15 protein-coding genes are annotated in these 15,665 nt (G+C 60.4%); 3 read left to right on the plus strand and 12 right to left on the minus strand.

Annotation, left to right across the window (positions count from 1 at the left end):
• Positions 1–17 precede the first annotated feature (17 nt).
• The 5 genes from HNQ65_RS05665 to HNQ65_RS05685 all read right to left on the minus strand — a co-directional run bounded on the left by HNQ65_RS05665 (position 18) and on the right by HNQ65_RS05685 (position 5,416).
• Positions 18–1,457 carry a MotA/TolQ/ExbB proton channel family protein gene (locus HNQ65_RS05665; RefSeq protein WP_184338527.1) on the minus strand — a complete coding sequence of 480 codons (1,440 nt, stop codon included), beginning with the start codon at positions 1,455–1,457 and terminating at the stop codon, positions 18–20.
• 894 nt (positions 1,458–2,351) lie between these two features.
• Positions 2,352–3,197: a signal recognition particle-docking protein FtsY gene (ftsY, locus tag HNQ65_RS05670; RefSeq protein ID WP_184338528.1), complete on the minus strand. Its 846-nt coding sequence runs from the start codon at positions 3,195–3,197 to the stop codon at positions 2,352–2,354.
• A gap of 9 nt (positions 3,198–3,206) precedes the next feature.
• A complete protein-coding gene (gene nusB, locus HNQ65_RS05675) occupies positions 3,207–3,653 on the minus strand; it encodes a transcription antitermination factor NusB (protein WP_184338529.1) in 447 nt (148 codons plus the stop codon).
• 2 nt (positions 3,654–3,655) lie between these two features.
• Positions 3,656–4,159, minus strand: a complete 504-nt coding sequence (ribH, locus tag HNQ65_RS05680; protein WP_184338530.1) for a 6,7-dimethyl-8-ribityllumazine synthase — start codon at positions 4,157–4,159, stop codon at positions 3,656–3,658.
• 42 nt (positions 4,160–4,201) lie between these two features.
• Positions 4,202–5,416, minus strand: a complete 1,215-nt coding sequence (locus tag HNQ65_RS05685) for a bifunctional 3,4-dihydroxy-2-butanone-4-phosphate synthase/GTP cyclohydrolase II (protein WP_184338531.1) — start codon at positions 5,414–5,416, stop codon at positions 4,202–4,204.
• A gap of 134 nt (positions 5,417–5,550) precedes the next feature.
• Between HNQ65_RS05685 and hprK the strand changes: the two genes are divergently transcribed.
• Both hprK and HNQ65_RS05695 read left to right on the plus strand, forming a co-directional pair.
• A complete protein-coding gene (gene hprK, locus HNQ65_RS05690; RefSeq protein ID WP_184338532.1) occupies positions 5,551–6,519 on the plus strand; it encodes an HPr(Ser) kinase/phosphatase in 969 nt (322 codons plus the stop codon).
• Between the two features lie 26 nt (positions 6,520–6,545).
• On the plus strand, positions 6,546–6,818 hold the full coding sequence (locus tag HNQ65_RS05695; protein ID WP_184338533.1) for an HPr family phosphocarrier protein: 273 nt from the start codon (positions 6,546–6,548) through the stop codon (positions 6,816–6,818).
• An 8-nt stretch (positions 6,819–6,826) separates the two neighbouring features.
• On the opposite strand, the gene HNQ65_RS05700 is transcribed toward HNQ65_RS05695, so the two are convergent.
• The 5 genes from HNQ65_RS05700 to HNQ65_RS05720 form a co-directional block, all read right to left on the minus strand.
• Positions 6,827–7,309: a hypothetical protein gene (locus tag HNQ65_RS05700; RefSeq protein WP_184338534.1), complete on the minus strand. Its 483-nt coding sequence runs from the start codon at positions 7,307–7,309 to the stop codon at positions 6,827–6,829.
• Between the two features lie 27 nt (positions 7,310–7,336).
• Positions 7,337–7,612 carry a hypothetical protein gene (locus HNQ65_RS05705; protein WP_184338535.1) on the minus strand — a complete coding sequence of 92 codons (276 nt, stop codon included), beginning with the start codon at positions 7,610–7,612 and terminating at the stop codon, positions 7,337–7,339.
• Between the two features lie 97 nt (positions 7,613–7,709).
• Complete coding sequence (gene rpsI, locus HNQ65_RS05710) at positions 7,710–8,102, minus strand: 30S ribosomal protein S9 (protein ID WP_184338536.1); 393 nt, start codon at positions 8,100–8,102, stop codon at positions 7,710–7,712.
• A gap of 22 nt (positions 8,103–8,124) precedes the next feature.
• Positions 8,125–8,556, minus strand: coding sequence for a 50S ribosomal protein L13 (gene rplM / locus HNQ65_RS05715; RefSeq protein ID WP_184338537.1), 432 nt, complete (start codon positions 8,554–8,556; stop codon positions 8,125–8,127).
• A 168-nt stretch (positions 8,557–8,724) separates the two neighbouring features.
• Positions 8,725–9,585, minus strand: coding sequence for an alpha/beta hydrolase (locus HNQ65_RS05720; protein WP_184338538.1), 861 nt, complete (start codon positions 9,583–9,585; stop codon positions 8,725–8,727).
• Between the two features lie 252 nt (positions 9,586–9,837).
• Here HNQ65_RS05720 and HNQ65_RS05725 point away from each other — a divergent pair, with 252 nt between their 5' ends.
• Positions 9,838–11,937, plus strand: coding sequence for an ankyrin repeat domain-containing protein (locus HNQ65_RS05725; RefSeq protein ID WP_184338539.1), 2,100 nt, complete (start codon positions 9,838–9,840; stop codon positions 11,935–11,937).
• A 119-nt stretch (positions 11,938–12,056) separates the two neighbouring features.
• Here the strand turns inward: HNQ65_RS05725 and secA are convergent, their stop codons facing one another.
• Both secA and HNQ65_RS05735 read right to left on the minus strand, forming a co-directional pair.
• Entirely contained in the window at positions 12,057–15,275 is a 3,219-nt protein-coding gene (gene secA / locus HNQ65_RS05730; protein WP_184338540.1) for a preprotein translocase subunit SecA, read from the minus strand.
• A gap of 100 nt (positions 15,276–15,375) precedes the next feature.
• Positions 15,376–15,618 (minus strand): hypothetical protein, encoded by a 243-nt coding sequence (locus tag HNQ65_RS05735; protein WP_184338541.1) that lies wholly within the window; start codon positions 15,616–15,618, stop codon positions 15,376–15,378.
• Positions 15,619–15,665 lie beyond the last annotated feature (47 nt).

The following is a 15,665-nucleotide window of genomic DNA, read 5'->3' on the forward strand; positions in this document are numbered from 1 at the left end:
GAGGGATGGGGTGGCGGTTACTTGCTGCTGAACCAGCCCTTCTTCTTCACCTGATGAATCAGGATCTGCTTGCCGCCGAGCTCGGAGAGCAGCGAATTGAGAGACTGGATGCCGCTGGCCAGCGCACGGGTGTAGTCGGTGGTGGTCTTCACGCTGTCCTTCACCGCATTGGTCATGTCTTCGCGCATGCGGTTCAGCGTCATGGCAAATTCCGCATCCACGCGCTGCTGATGCGCGGCGGCGCGCTTGTCCAGATTGTCGGCCTGCTCCTTGATCTGCCTGGAGAGCGCATTGAGGTCCACCAGGAAGTCCTTCTGCGCATTGGCCACCGCCTTCACCAGCGTGTCCATGATGCCTGCGGTGTCACCGCCGGCGATGCTGCCGCCGTCATTCAGGCGCGGGAGCAGCACCTCATTGCAAAAGGCGTCGATGTCATTGAGGCAATCGTCCTCAGACTTCATCATCGCATTCAGCGGGAAGTTCAGGCTCATGGCCAGCACGAGGCCGAGCAGCGTGGCGTCAAATGCCGTGCCCAGACCACCCGTCACGGCACCCAGCGTGGACGTCACCTGCTTGAGGTCCGTCATGTTGCTGAAGTTCATCCCGCCGATGGCGTGGGAGAGACCGATGACGGTGCCGATGAAGCCCAGGATGGGGATGGCCCAGAGGAAGGCCTTGAGCAGCGAGTAGCTGCCGCCGATGCGCATGCTGTCGATGTCCGACTGGCTGGAGAGCATGTTGGAGACATCGCCCGTGTTCTGCTTCACCTCAAAGAGCTCCAGCGCCTTGCGGATGCGGTTCACCATCATGCTGTCGCGCAGGCGGTGCGGCAGCTTGTAGAGGTTGTCGATGAAGTGGCCCACGTTGTCGCGGTTGATCTCCGCGCCCAGCTCCCACGGCAGCACGTCCAGAAGCAGGGCTTTGCGCTGGTGGCGCAGCTTCTGCAGCTTGAGGTAAAGGATGGACATGGACCACGTGAAGAAGAGCGTGTTCGTAAAGCTCACGAGCATGTGCTTGAAGAACAGCGATGCCACAAACTGCATTGTGGTGTAGGTGGCGGGCGCGGTGCTCTCTGGTGCCTTGAAAGGATACAAAATGGCGATCCAGAGGGCAAAGAGCCCGAAACCGATGCCAAAGCTCAGCAGTGCATTCGGATTCGTGGGATCGATCTCCTCCCACCCGCCGCGCTCCCCCTGATGCTGCTGCGTTGTGGTGTTGCCAATGATCGGCTGGGGCGGTGCGCTGGCACCATGCTCATACTCGGCGCCAAAGGCATCGTTCTCCACCGGGGCCGGAGGCGTGATGCCGCCGCTGGGCGCAGGCAGACCGGAAGGCGAAGGCAGGCCCGAAGGTGCTGGCAGCCCTGCTCCCGCCATGGCCGGAATGCTCAGCTTGGTGTCGCATCCAGGGCAGCGTACAATTTTACCAGCCATCTCGGGCTCGGCCTTGAGCTGCATGTCACATGTAGGGCATTTGAACGTCACTGATGATTTCCTCCTGAGTGTGTTTTGAAATGAAAGCGCTGGGGTCTGACGAGAACGTACTCAAACCCATGATCATTTCTTGGGGTGAAATCCAGTGAAGCTGTAAAGATACCAGTGTACCTGACAAAAAGGTACCAGAGAACCGGCCAAATGTATCACTTTTGACCAAGCCTCATGGAAGCTCGAAAAAGGAGGTGGTATTTGGCGCTACGCACATGCCCAAAACAGGCAGGGCGCTTGGTCCTCCAAGCACCGTCTCTCGCAGGCTGATGGACACTCTTGATGCCACGTGACCAGCTTCACCACGCAGACCTCTCGCGGCTGGTTGAGGACAACCAGCCCTACCCATCGCGTCATGCACGCTCAACGCATCGCGCATGCCCGGCGCAGGTAGGGCGCTTGGTCCTCCAAGCGCCGTCACCCTCAGGCTGATGGGTTCTCTCGATGCCTCATACCACATCCACCTCGCAGACCTCTCGCGGCTGGTTGGGGACAACCAGCCCTACCCATCGCGTCATGCACGCTGAACGCATCGCGCATGCCCGGCGCAGGTAGGGCGCTTGGTCCTCCAAGCGCCGTCGCTCGCAGGCTGATTGGTTCTCTCGATGCCTCATACCACATCCACCTCGCAGACCTCTCGCGGCTGGTTGGGGACAACCAGCCCTACCCATCGCGTCATGCACGCTCAACGCATCGCGCATGCCCGGCGCAGGTAGGGCGCTTGGTCCTCCAAGCGCCGTTTCTCGCAGGCTGATGGGTTCTCTCGATGCCGCATGACTGCTCCACCTCACAGACCTCTCGCGGCTGGTTGGGGACAACCAGCCCTACCCTGCAACCAGCCCTACCCTGCAACCAGCCCTGCCTTGCCTACAACAGCTCCTCAACAAAACGCTTGGAATCAAACGGCTGAAAATCCTCCGCCTTCTCTCCGAGGCCGATGAACCTTGTGGGCACGCCGAGTTCCTGCTGAATGGGCACCAGCACGCCGCCTTTGCCACTGCCGTCCAGCTTGGTGACGATGACGCCGGTCAGGGGAATCGCTTTATGGAATTCGCGTGCCTGCTGCAGCGCATTGCCGCCTGTGGTGGCATCGCAGACCAGCAGCACTTCATGCGGTGAGCTGGTATCTTTGCGCCCGAGGATGCGATGGATCTTCTTGAGCTCCTCCATCAGATTGTGCTTCGTGTGGAGGCGGCCTGCGGTGTCGCAGATGAGGAAGTCGGCTTCTGTTTTCACCGCTTTTTCGTAGCCGTCAAAACACACGGCTGCGGGGTCGCAGTTCGGCGGTCCTTTGACCAGCGGGATCTGCAGGCGCTCAGACCAGACGGTGAGCTGCTCCACAGCAGCGGCGCGGAAGGTGTCTGCAGCGGCCAGCACGATCTTGTAGCCGCGCTTGTGCAGCAGGTTGGCCAGCTTGGCGGTGCTGGTGGTCTTGCCGGTGCCGTTCACTCCCACGATCAGGAGCACCTTGGGCTTGCCTGGTATGGGCTCCAGCGGCGGCACGGTCTCAGGCAAAATCTTGCGCACATGCTCGCGTGCCACCTGCACGATGTCCGCACCGTGCAGCGTGCGCTGGCGTGACTTGAGGTCCTTCACAATCTGCAGCGCCAGACGCGGGCCCAGATCTCCGGAGATGAGGGAGGCCTCCAGCTCGTCCCAGTCGATGTCGGGCTTGGTGAAGCGCTGAAGGAGGGATTTGAAGAAACCGGCCATGCAGAGGGTCTAGGAAGGTTGCGGAGCAGAAGCGGCGGGAGATCCCGGTTTACGCAGAGACTTGGCCAGCTTGTCCAGCACGCCATTCACAAAGGAGCCGGACTCTCCAGCGCTCAGCGCCTTGGCGATGTCGATGGCCTCGTTCAGGATCACCGGCGTGGGCACCTCCGGGCAGTAAAGCAGCTCGTAGGACGCCACGCGCAGCACGTTGCGGTCCACGGCGGCCAGACGCTCAAAGCTGAAGTTTTCGATCTGTTTGGAGATCCCCGTGTCGATCTCCTCCTGATGGGAGAGCACCCCCTGGATCAGGCTTTCGGCAAAGGCACGTGTGGAGGTCTTGGCGCTGTGCAGCGTCCAGAATGCAGCTGCGTCCTCGGGTTTGGCTTCAGCCCCCTGAAGATCACGGGCAAAGAGAAATTGAATGGCGGCCTCGCGGCCTTCGCGGCGTCTTCCCATGGTTAGGCTTGGTCGATGGGTTCGCCGGCAAAGGTGGCTTTCATCTTGCCGAAAAGGTTGATCATCTTCACGCAGGTCTGCGCGGCTTCCGTGCCACGGTTGATGGTGGCGCCGAGGCAGCGCTCCTCTGCCTGCTCTTCGCTGCTGACGAGCAGCACCTCATGAATTACAGGGATGCAATGCTTGACTGCCATCTGCTGCAGGGCGTCCGTCACAGAGGCACCCACCAGATCCGCATGCTCCGTGCTGCCACGGATGATGACGCCGAGCGTGATCACAGCGTCCGGCGTGCTGCCACGCAGCACATGCTCCACACACACGGGAATCTCAAAGGCTCCGGGCACACGATAGACATCCACTGAGGCATTGGGCGCGATGACCTCGATCTCTTCACGGGCGGCATTGAGCAGGCCCTGGACGAACTGGTTGTTATAGAGGGAGGCGACGATCGCGATATTGACCGGCTCCTGGGTGGGTCGTGGACGACTGGAGGCGTAATTGGACATGAGAGGGAAAAATGAGGAATGAACGGGAAGAAGGCGGCGGGCTCAGAGCTTGTGCCCCATCTTCTTTTTCTTGGTTTCGAGGTAGCGGGCGTTTTCGGGCTTGGGGGTGGACTTCACCGGCACCTGCTCCACGATCTCCAGCTTGTGGCCTTCCAGGCCCACCACCTTGCGGGGGTTGTTGGTCATGAGCAGGAGCTTGCGCACGCCCAGGTCGGAGATGATCTGCGCGCCGATGCCGTAGTCGCGCAGGTCCATGGCAAAGCCGAGCTTCAGATTGGCCTCCACGGTGTCCAGCCCCTGCTCCTGCAGCTTGTAAGCCATGATCTTGCCGTGCAGCCCGATGCCGCGCCCTTCATGGCCGCGCATGTAGATGATGATCCCCTTTCCTGCGGTGGCGATCTGCTTCATGGCAGCATGCAGCTGGCTGCCGCAGTCGCAGCGGCGGGAGGCAAACACATCGCCCGTGAGGCACTCGCTGTGCACCCGCACCAGCACCGGAGAGTCAGGGGTGATGTCCCCCATGACCATGGCCACGTGGTGGATGCCGTCGAGGTGGCTCTTGTAAAGGTGCAGCTTGAAGGTGCCGAAGTCCGTGGGCATGTCCACCACCTCCATCTTTTCCACCAGCTTCTCGCTCAGGCGGCGATGGGCGATGAGGTCGGCGATGCTGCACATCTTGAGCTTGTGCTTTTTGGCAAATTTCTTCAGGTTCGGCAGCCGTGCCATGGTGCCGTCCGGGTTCATGATCTCGATGAGCACCCCGGCCTCCCGCAGTCCGGCCAAGCGGGCCAGATCCACGGCCGCCTCGGTATGCCCGGCACGGCGCAGCACACCGCCGGGCTTGGCCACCAGGGGATTGATATGCCCGGGCTGGACCAGATCATCCGGCCTGCTTTTGGCGTCTGCAAGCAGACGGATGGTGTGGCAGCGATCGGCGGCGCTGATGCCGGTGGTGATGCCCTTGGCCGCGTCCACCGTCACGGTGAAGTCCGTGCGGAAGGCCTCGCGGTTCTCCGGCACCATGCTGGCCAGGTTTAGACACTCAGCGATCTCCAAGGAAACCGGCACGCACAGCATGCCCCCTCCCTGGCGCACCATGAAATTGACCATCTCCGGCGTGATCTTCTCCGCCGCACAGATCAGGTCGCCTTCATTTTCACGGTCTTCGTCATCGGTGACGATGACCATACGTCCGGCGCGAATGTCTGCGATGACAGACTCCACGGAGTCGAAAACGGATTCCTTTTTGCGGGGCATGAGAGAGGTGGGAAAGAGCCAGTGCCGCAGGGGAGCGGCTTCAGGGGTTAATGACTTAGCTGATGGACGACTGTTTTCCAGTGCGAGTTGGTTTTTCGTTGCTGAAAAGGACCGGGCTCGCGTAATGTCAAACCATGCCGCCACCCGCCAAAGTGAAACGTCCGTCATCGGTGACTGTGGGCGAGTTTTTCAGTCTCAATGAAAAAAGCCTCAAGCTGAAGCTGGTGGGCACAGATGTGGGCTTCTCCCGCAAGATCAACGAGCCCTCCGTCAACCGCCCCGGCCTGGCCCTCTCCGGCTTCTTCACCTACTTTGCCTACAAGCGCATCCAGGTCATCGGCAATTCCGAGCACTCCTTCCTCGAAGGGCTGGACCCCAAGCTGCGGGAGGCCCGCTTCAGCCAGCTCTGCTCCTGGGACATCCCCTGCATCGTGGTGGCACGCGGCCACCGGCTGGAGGACGCCCTGGTGGATCTGGCCAACGAGGCCGGCATCTCCGTCTTTCAGACGAGCATGATGACCATGAAGTTCCTCAACGCCGCCACCATCAAGCTGGAGTGGGCCTTTGCCCCCACCCTGCTGGTGCACGGCTGCCTGGTGGATGTACAGGGGCTAGGCGTGCTCATCCAGGGTGAAAGCGGCTGCGGCAAGAGTGAAAGCGTGATCGGCCTGCTACAGCGCGGGGCCAGCCTCGTGGCGGACGACGCCGTGCGTCTGCGCCTCATCGAGGACCGTGAGGTCGTCGGCTCCGCCCCGGACATCACCCGGGGGATGATCGAGATCCGCGGCCTGGGCATCCTCAACGTGGCGGCCCTCTTTGGCGTCAGCGCCGTGCGCCTCAGCAAGCGGCTGGACCTCATCGTGGAGCTCGTGCGCGGGGCCAAGACCGAGGACCTGGAGCGCGTGGGTGTCAGCAGCGATACCAGCGACATCATGGGCATCAAGATTGGCCGGGTGGCCCTGCCCGTGGAGCCTGGGCGGGACGTGGCCGGGCTCATCGAACTGGCCGCCATCAACTTCAAGCTGCGCACCTTTGGCTACAACAGCGCGGTAGAGTTTGACCAAAGGTTGTTGAAAAAGATGACGGATGATCAATTAGGTTAGTCCCAGCCCAGCATTCCCTTTCCACCATGAGCATCCAAAAAGAACTCACGATTCGCAACAAAATGGGCATGCACGCACGTCCGGCGGCGCAGTTCGTCAAACGCGCCAGCAAGTACCAGTGCGATGTCTGGGTGGAAAAGGACGATGAGCCGGTGAACGGCAAGAGCATCATGGGCCTCATGATGCTGGCCGCCGGCCGAGGAGAGACCATCAAAATCATCGCCGACGGCTCCGACGCTGAAGCCGCCGTGGCGGATCTGGAAGAACTGGTGACGTCCGGGTTCGGGGATTCGGAATAAAAGAGGACTCACTCCTCGAAGCGCTGCTTTATCCTGAGCCAGGTGATCGTTTTCATCAGTGCCTCCGGAGAAAAACCGACCTTTTGACGTGCGCGCCTGCGCAAATACAGCGGCAGCGCGTACGGCAGTGAAAGCAGCGGCAGCCAGATGAAAGCCGCCAGCTTTGGCGAGATGGCATCCCAGGACCAGCCGATCAGGGGCGGGACGTGGATCAAGGCCGCCACATAGGCGACGCAGAGCGCAATGAACCCATAGAGCATCAACACCTGTCGCCAGTGCAGCGGGATGCGCTCAACCAAGATTACGGACTTGGAGGAAAAGGCCACCGAATCCACGTCCCCCTTTCGATGGCGCATCAGGCGCACACTTCTGAGCGGGAATAGTGGCAGGTAAAACAACGAAACCCACTCCGTGGTGACGTAGGAGCCATCGGGCCTAAAGTCGCACTCACCGTAATAAGCAGTGCCAATTCCATTGAAGGTAAAGGGCATGGGAAGCCGCAGGGCTATGCCAAGGGTTTACTTCTTCCCCACCGACTCCTTGATCCGTGGAGACACCCGGATGTCGCTGCCATCCTTCACCTCGATGGGTGCTGGCTGCTGCGGAGCTGGCTCTTTGAGCGCCTGCACCAGCATCGTGCCCACAAAATAGATCAGCCCGCCCCCCAGCCCAGCCGCAATGGCGATCAAATGCCGCTGCCACACATGATCACGGTCGATAATATACCAGAAGCGCATGCAGAAGAGGATCCACATGATGCTGGCGGCTAGGACGAGGAGGAGGCCGGAAGACATGGCGGAAAGTGTGGCGTGAAATACGAATGCCTGCGACAGAAAAAACAAAACCCCGCACAGGGCGGGGTTTTGCACACATCGAGCTGAAAAAAGACGATTAACGCTTGGAGAACTGGAAGCGCTTGCGGGCACCTGGACGGCCGGGCTTCTTACGTTCCTTGGCGCGGGAGTCACGGGTCAGCAGACCGTTCTGCTTGAGGACGCCGCGAAGCTCAGGATTCACGCCGATCAAAGCACGGGCAATGCCCAGACGCACTGCACCGACCTGGCCGGTGGAACCACCGCCGGTGGCGTTCACCTTGAAGTCATAGGTCTGACGGGAATTGGTGAGAGCCAGCGGGAAAAGGATCTGGTTCTGCAGGGCGACGGTGGGGAAGTACTCCTCGAAGTCGCGGCCGTTCACGGTGATGCTGCCGGAGCCTTCGGTGATGAAGACGCGGGCGATGGCGGTCTTGCGGCGGCCAGTGGTGGTTTTGAGAGGCTTGCTCATGCGATGGGGTGAACGGTAAAAATTAGGCGACGGCGAAAGGCTTCGGATTCTGAGCCTCATGCGGATGCTCGGCACCGGAGTAGATCTTGAGCTTGCCCAGGATGGCACGGCCAAGACGGTTGTGGGGGACCATGCCCTTCACTGCACGCTCAACAAGAAGCTGAGGGCGGCGGGCGCGCACGCGCTCGACGTTTTCGACCTTCTGGTTGCCGACGTAGCCAGCCTTGGAGGTGTAGATCTTCTGCTCTTCCTTCTTGCCGGTCAGACGGACTTCAGCGGCGTTCAGAACGACCACGAAATCACCCGTGTCCACATGGGGGGTGAAGGTGGGCTTGGTTTTGCCGCGCAGGAGGTTGGCGGCTGCGACTGCGACGTCTCCAAGAACCTGGTTCTTGGCGTCGATGACCCACCACGTGGGGGTATGCTCCTGGGCTTTGGCTGAAAACGTCTTCATGAATGATGTGTACGAAAAATCTTCCGTTCTGGGGAAGAAGGGGGGCCGCGATGGTAGGAGGTTTGGTCAAAGAGTCAAGGCAGAAACAAAGTTATTCACAATGAAAATGCATCTGACTCGCGTTTTTGGGTCCGATTTCCCACTTTCGAGAGGCCTGCAGCCCATGCTTCACTTCCTCCACAGCCATTTCATCGCCTCGGGGAAGAGGCTCGCACCGTGCTTGCTGTTGTGGGCACCCGTCCCGAAGGAGAAGGTATAATCATACTTCTGGTAGGCCAGCGCGGCGGCCATCTGCTGATTGGCCAGCGGCCAGTTGCCAAAGGGGTTGTCCAGGTCGCTGCTGCCATCCTGCAAATACACCCGCAGCGGCTTGCGCTCCGTGAGGCGGATGATGGAGGGGTACACATGCCCGCCCGCCAGATCCACATAGCTGCCGATGGTGGAGAAGACCTTGCGAAACTTGTCCGGGCGCTCCCACGCCACAGTAAAGGCGCAGATGGCTCCGCTGCTGGCACCTGCAAGCGCCCAGCCCTCGGGGTTTTCAGTCAGCTTGTAGTCCTTCTGCACCTGCGGGATAATTTCTTCGAGGAGGAAGCGCGCATAGGTGTCTCCCAGCGTGTTGTACTCCTTGCCACGGTTGTTGTTCTTCCACGCGCTCTGCGGCTTCGTCTCGCCGATGTGCCCGGGATTGATGAAGATGGCGATGGTGGGCGGCATGTCTCCGCTGGCGATGAGGTTGTCAAACACCACCGGCACGCGCCATGCGCCCTTCACGCCCACGTAGTCGTGCCCGTCTTGAAACACCATCAGGTTGGCCGGCTGCTCCGCCTTGTACTGCGCCGGCACATAGATCCACCAGTCCCGCTTGGTGCCTGCATAGATCTTCGACTCATGCACCGGCATCGCGATCACCTTCCCCTTCGGCACATCCGCCTTCTCCTGGGAGAGCGGCCCGAGTTGGTATTCGTCGGCAGCGAAGGTGGAAACACTGAGCAACGAAAGGATCGTCAGAGCAATACGAGATTTCATGATTTGGACGCCATGTTGAGGAAGGCTGAAGTGAACGTCAAGAATGTTGAACATCCTGCACCCAGCTGGCGAGCTGCCAGGATCATCATTGCATACAGCACTCGAATATGAACAATGCACCTGCAAATGAGCGCTTCAGATCCCCAGTATCACGTGATCATTGGCACACCCTCGTCATCATCTGGCAGGAGCCCTCTCACGGATAGTGCGCATGCCACCCGGGCGCAGGCCGCAGCTCGCTGCCGTGAAATCATGTTCCGCTGGCTCGATGACCGTCATGCCGACAACACACCCCCGATCAGGAGTGTCCGCATGTACCGCTCAGAGGGTGCTTTCCCTTGGATCAAGCCTTTGACAGACGAACCCCCTGATGCCGAGACTCCTGTTTTTAGCGAGGCGCTGGCACAGGAGTGGGTGAATGAGACATCCGCCAAGGACTGGCCGCATCTGCTTGCGCGTGTTGCAGCGGCGAAACGTGAGATCCCTCGTGGCTGGTTCCGCTGGCTTCATCACACCTCTCTCGCGCGCTTCGAAGAAGAATATAGCAACAACGGCCCCTCCGTCATGCAACAGCTGCAGTTCAGATCGGAGTGGCACGCTCTTTCTCAATCGGCCAGGCTTGATTCAAAACGCCTCGGTGAATTGCTGCCTCTGCTGGAGATCCATTCTTGGGAGGTCGGTTGCTACGGTCTTCATCGTCTCGCGGAGTCGGGCTGGAGGCAGCTGAGCCCGCGGGCACGTGGCAGGCTGCTCGCGGGCATGGCAAATTCAGAAAGTCTCTGTGATGAAGAATTGGTATGGCACGAAAGCCCCTCAGCACCTGGAGCCTTTCCTCCCACCCCAGCAGTGAGCGTCAGCACATGGCTCATGGCGCGTCTTTCAGACGCCGAGTTTGATGCGGAAAGTGTGCTGGAAATAGCCTGCCACGCAGTCAGAAATGAAGACCCCCAGCTGCTGGCCAGGATCCTCCACGCAGGAGCTGCACGCCTGGGAGAAAGCATCGAGCGCATGGAACCCTTCCATCCGGAGTCATGGACAAGGAATGTCCGTGATTTTGATGTCACCGGATACCTAAGCCACCGGGTTGTCGACATGGTGCTAGAAGCAGCCATCCTGCGCAGGTACAGAATGGGGCAGCGTCTGGCACTGGCCTCCGGGGCAAGCCCTAACATCCGCATCTGGGAGCTTGAATCATGCAGCAATGAGCAGTTCACCGCCTTGAGTTATGCGATTGATCAACACGATTTCGAACTTGTTGAACTGCTGCTCGCCCACCCCTTCGTCGGAGCCGATGAAGTCAGCAGCAAATCCCTTTTCCTGGCGATCAGAATGTGCCATCACAAGCTGGCCGAGCGCATCCTCGACAGGGGAGTTCCATTTGATCGTGGCGACTTCATCGAGGGTTTGGACCCATCACTTCCCGGCAGCAAACCCGGATGGAAAAACTTTCCCGAACTTCCCCAATGTGAACCAGCCGACTTTGAAAGAGCCGAACGCCTGAGCTCTGGGCTGCCTTTATCCCACCCCTCAGCGGTGCCTTGGTTCATCCACGGCTGCAGCATGATGGGCGGCAGTTGCAGCACGATTTTGGCAGCGCTGCTTCACAGAGATGACCTGAAACATCTGCAATACTACCACTCCAGGGGCCTGCCGCTGCGAATGACGACGTCAGACTTTGCCATCGCACTCGCTGTGGAATCCTACGACTGCCTGTGCTGGCTGATGCAGCAATGGGGAGCACCCAAGAGTTTCTTGCTGAAGCTTCGGCGCGAAATCCCTGCATTCGGCACTCGGGGCAGGCTGTGGATGGTGCGCGCTGACGCTCGGCGTGTGGGTCTTCTGGATACCTTCGACACCAGTGGCCAGGAACCGCTCCATCTGCCTGATGGCGGACGCCTATGGATGGATTTCTCAGGCCTCGTCATCCAGGATGACCAACTAGGTCCGAGCTATAAACGCCAGATCTGCATCGACCCACGGCGGCGGCCTGGCTTCGTCGTCCTGCGCTCCGTCTCGATCACATGGGCATCCTGCCGCCACCCCAAAAGTGATTATGAATTACAAAGCATGATCCCTCTGATCAAAGAGATGAATGGCCAGTTTTTTTACACAGGCATGACACTTGGAACGCTAGGCGATCAGCGCGGCCTCAGCAGCATACACTCCCAACTGAAGTCGTGGAGTCAGGGCACGTATTGGAAGCAAATGCGCCCCGGAATCCTCGAACGCGCCATGCAAAACAACGTTCCATTTTCATTCAAAACTCCGCAGCAGCCCCTCCCTCGTCGATCTGCCTTCACAGCCCTCAATAGCTTGCGACAGAAGCTGGCAGCGTTTTGGAGGAGTCCTTGACAGGCGCTCATCATGCACACCGGTTTTCGCACGGCCCCACTTACTGGGCACAAAACAGATCAGCCCAGCCGCTCTGCGCAACTGGGCTGATCATCGAATGTGAAGCTGAGCACAGAGCCTTACGCGATCCGTCCACAGCACTGCTTATACTTCTTCCCGCTGCCGCAGGGGCATGGGTCATTGCGGCCGATGTTGGTCACTTTGGGCTTGGGGCGCGGACCTACGGAACTGGGGAGGATGAGGCGGGGGCCGTCGCGCTCAGGGCTGGGCGGCGGGGCTTCCTGCTCCTCTTCCTCCTGACGCTGCTGGGGGGCATCGCCTCCGCTCTGCTGCATGGCCATCTGGGCCAGGAAGTGCTCAAAGGCGGCGAGCTGCTGCGTGCTGCGGAAGAGATTGCCCAGGACCTCGCCGTTGATGTTGTTCATCAGTTCGGCAAAGATCGTGAAGGCTTCCTGCTTGAACTCGATGAGCGGATCCTTCTGGCCGTAAGTGCGCAGGTTCACACCTTCCTTCAGCGCATCCAGCGCGAAGAGGTGCTCCTGCCACAGGCGGTCGATGGCGTTGAGCAGGATCATTTTCTCGATCTCCTGCAGCACGGTCGGGTTGGCATTGCCCACCTTGACCTCGTAGGCACCGAGGATCTTGTCCTTGAGGAAGGCTGACTTGGCGTCGAAGTCGAGCGCCATGAACTCATCATCAAACGCACGCAGGCCGATGGGGAAGGTCGTGTTCACCCAGGAGAGCAGGCCCTCGTAGTCGTCGCCTTCTTCGTTCTTCGCGTCCTTGGACACAAAGGCGCCAAGGCGTTCGGTGATGCCCTTTTCCACAGCCTCATTGATGAGGATGCGGGTGTCGTTGCTGTTGAGCACGTCGTTGCGCCATTCATAGACGACTTCGCGCTGCTGGTTCATCACGTCATCGTATTCCAGCACGCGCTTGCGCCAGACGTAGTTGCGCTGCTCCACGCGTTTCTGCGCGGTTTCGACGGAGCGGTTCAGCCAGGGGTGCTGGAGCTCCTCCCCCTCCTTCATGCCAAAGCGCTCCATCATCTTCGTCATGCGCTCGGCGGCGCCGAAGTTGCGCATGAGGTCGTCTTCAAAGCTGAGGAAGAACTTGCTCTCGCCGGGGTCGCCCTGACGAGCGGAACGGCCGCGCAGCTGGCGGTCCACACGGCGGCTTTCATGGCGCTCCGTGGCCAGCACAAAGAGGCCGCCCAGTTCGGCAACTCCTTCGCCCAGCTTGATGTCCGTTCCACGACCAGCCATGTTGGTGGAGATGGTCACAGCACCGCGCTGTCCGGCGCGGGCCACGATCTCGGCCTCCTGGCGGTGGTACTTCGCATTCAGCACGTTGTGCGTGATCTTCTGCAGCTTGAGCATGCGGGAGACCATTTCAGAGGCTTCCACGCTGGCGGTACCGACGAGTACCGGCTGGCCCTTGGCGTGCAGCTCGCGGATCAGCTCGATCACGGCGGTGAACTTCTCGCGGCGGGTCTTGTAGATGCTGTCGTTGTGGTCCTGACGTTTCACCGGACGGTTGGTCGGGATGGTGAGCACATCAAGGCTGTAGATGTCGTGGAACTCGGCGGCGTCCGTTTCAGCGGTGCCGGTCATGCCGCCAAGCTTCTGGTAGAGTCGGAAGTAGTTCTGAATGGTGATGGTGGCCAGGGTCTGTGTCTCAGCGTCGATCTGCACGCCTTCCTTGGCCTCCACAGCCTGGTGCAGGCCGTCGCTCCAGCGGCGTCCGGCCATCTTACGGCCCGTCTGTGCGTCCACGATGACGACTTTGTTTTCTTCCACCACGTACTCCACGTCCTTCTCATAGAGGCAGTAGGCACGCAGCAGCTGGCTGATCTGATGGATGCGCTGTCCCTGGTGGGAGAGGCGGTCCTGCATTTCGGCCTTCTTGCGGGTGCGGGCGTCTTCAGAGAGCGTCTTGTCGCCGTCGATCTCAGAGTAAACCGTGGCGATGTCCGGCAGCACGAAGGCGTCCGGCTCGTCGGGGCTGAGGAAATTGCGGCCCATCTCGGTGAGGTCGGCGTCGTGGGACTTCTCTTCGATGAAGTAGTAGAGCTCTTCCTTGAGCTTGAAGTACTCCACCTTCTGCGTGTCGGCATAGAGGGAGAGCTCGGCCTTTTCCATGGCACGGCGGAGTTCGGGCTCCTCCATGCAGCGGGTGAGGGCGCGGTTCTTGGGCTGGCCCATGTGCACCTGGAAGAGCTTCTTGCCGGCCAGATCCATGTCTCCGGCGACGGCGGCCTCCTTGGCCTCGGTGATGAGGCGGTTGCACAGCGTGTTCTGGCGGCGCACCAGCTGCTCCACCAGGGGCTTGTAGCGCTCATACTGGTGATTGCTCTCGGCAGCCATCACGGGGCCGCTGATGATGAGGGGTGTGCGCGCCTCATCGATGAGCACGGAGTCCACTTCGTCCACGATGGCAAAGTAGTGGCCGCGCTGAACCTGCTGGTCCTTGCTGGAGGCCATGCCGTTGTCGCGCAGGTAGTCAAAGCCGAACTCGCTGTTGGTGCCGTAGGTGATGTCCGTGAGGTACTGCTCGCGGCGGAGGTGCGGCGGCTGGTCGTTCTGGATGCAGCCCACGGTCAGGCCCAGGAATTTGTAAAGGCTGCCCATCCACTCGCTGTCGCGTCGTGCCAGGTAGTCGTTCACGGTGATCACGTGCACGCCGCGTCCAGTCAGCGCATTGAGGTAGGTCGGCAGGGTGCCCACGAGGGTTTTACCTTCACCGGTGGCCATTTCGGCGATCATTCCGCGGTGCAGGGCCACACCACCAATGAGCTGCACGTCAAAGTGCACCATGTTCCAGCCCAGCGGGTGGTCGCACACCATGATCTCGCGGCCGCACATGCGACGAGCGGCGTTTTTCACCACGGCGTAGGCTTCCGGCAGGATGTCATTGAGCATCTTCTGCTCGATGGCGGCAAAGTCGGGCTGGATGGCATTCCAGGCTTCGCGGGAGCGGTCCACGCGCTCTTTTTTCTGCTCCAGGCTGGCGCTGCGCCAGGCTCCCTTGGCCAGGTAGCTGTCGTCCAGAGAGGGGAAATGCTGCTTCAGCGCGGCAAAGTACTGCTCCACGGATTCCAGGCAGGCATCCACCGCCGCCTCATCGGCGATTCGCAGGCCCACCCCGCCGAGAAACGGCGGCGTGTGAAAGGCACGGAACTGAGCCTGCCACTTCTGCGTACGTTCGCGCAGCGCCTCCTCGGGCTCGTTTTGCAGCTGCGCTTCGATGCGGTTGATCTCGGCCACCACGGGCTGGAGCTTGCGCACGGTGCGCTGGTTCTTGGTGCCGATGATTTTTTTGATGATCCAGTTGAACATGGGGAAATAAGATACGACGCCCGGCCTGCAATGGTCGGAACGGAGGGACGCCGAATGTGGCGGATGTCAGCCAGTGCGCAAGGACTCAAACGCGCTGTCTTTAGCGGAGTACCACGTCTTTGACCCGCCGTGGGATCATCGCGCTGCGCACCACGTCCGGACTCACACTGCGCAGGAAATCGAGCAAAACCACGGGAGATTCCACGATCATGCGCTCGATCTGGTCGCGCCGGTGCGTCCAGCGGGAGTTGCGGTGCAGGTATTCCAGGTCGGCCAGGATTTCCTCCACATCGCCCTCGCTGAAACCGGCGAGCTGGAATGCGTAGGGGTCAAGGAGTGGCATGGCGTGGCAGGGGTGGAATGGGCCGGATGAAATCGAGAATGCGCGCG

Origin of the sequence: Prosthecobacter vanneervenii (genome assembly GCF_014203095.1) — a bacterium.
Lineage (GTDB): Bacteria > Verrucomicrobiota > Verrucomicrobiia > Verrucomicrobiales > Verrucomicrobiaceae > Prosthecobacter > Prosthecobacter vanneervenii.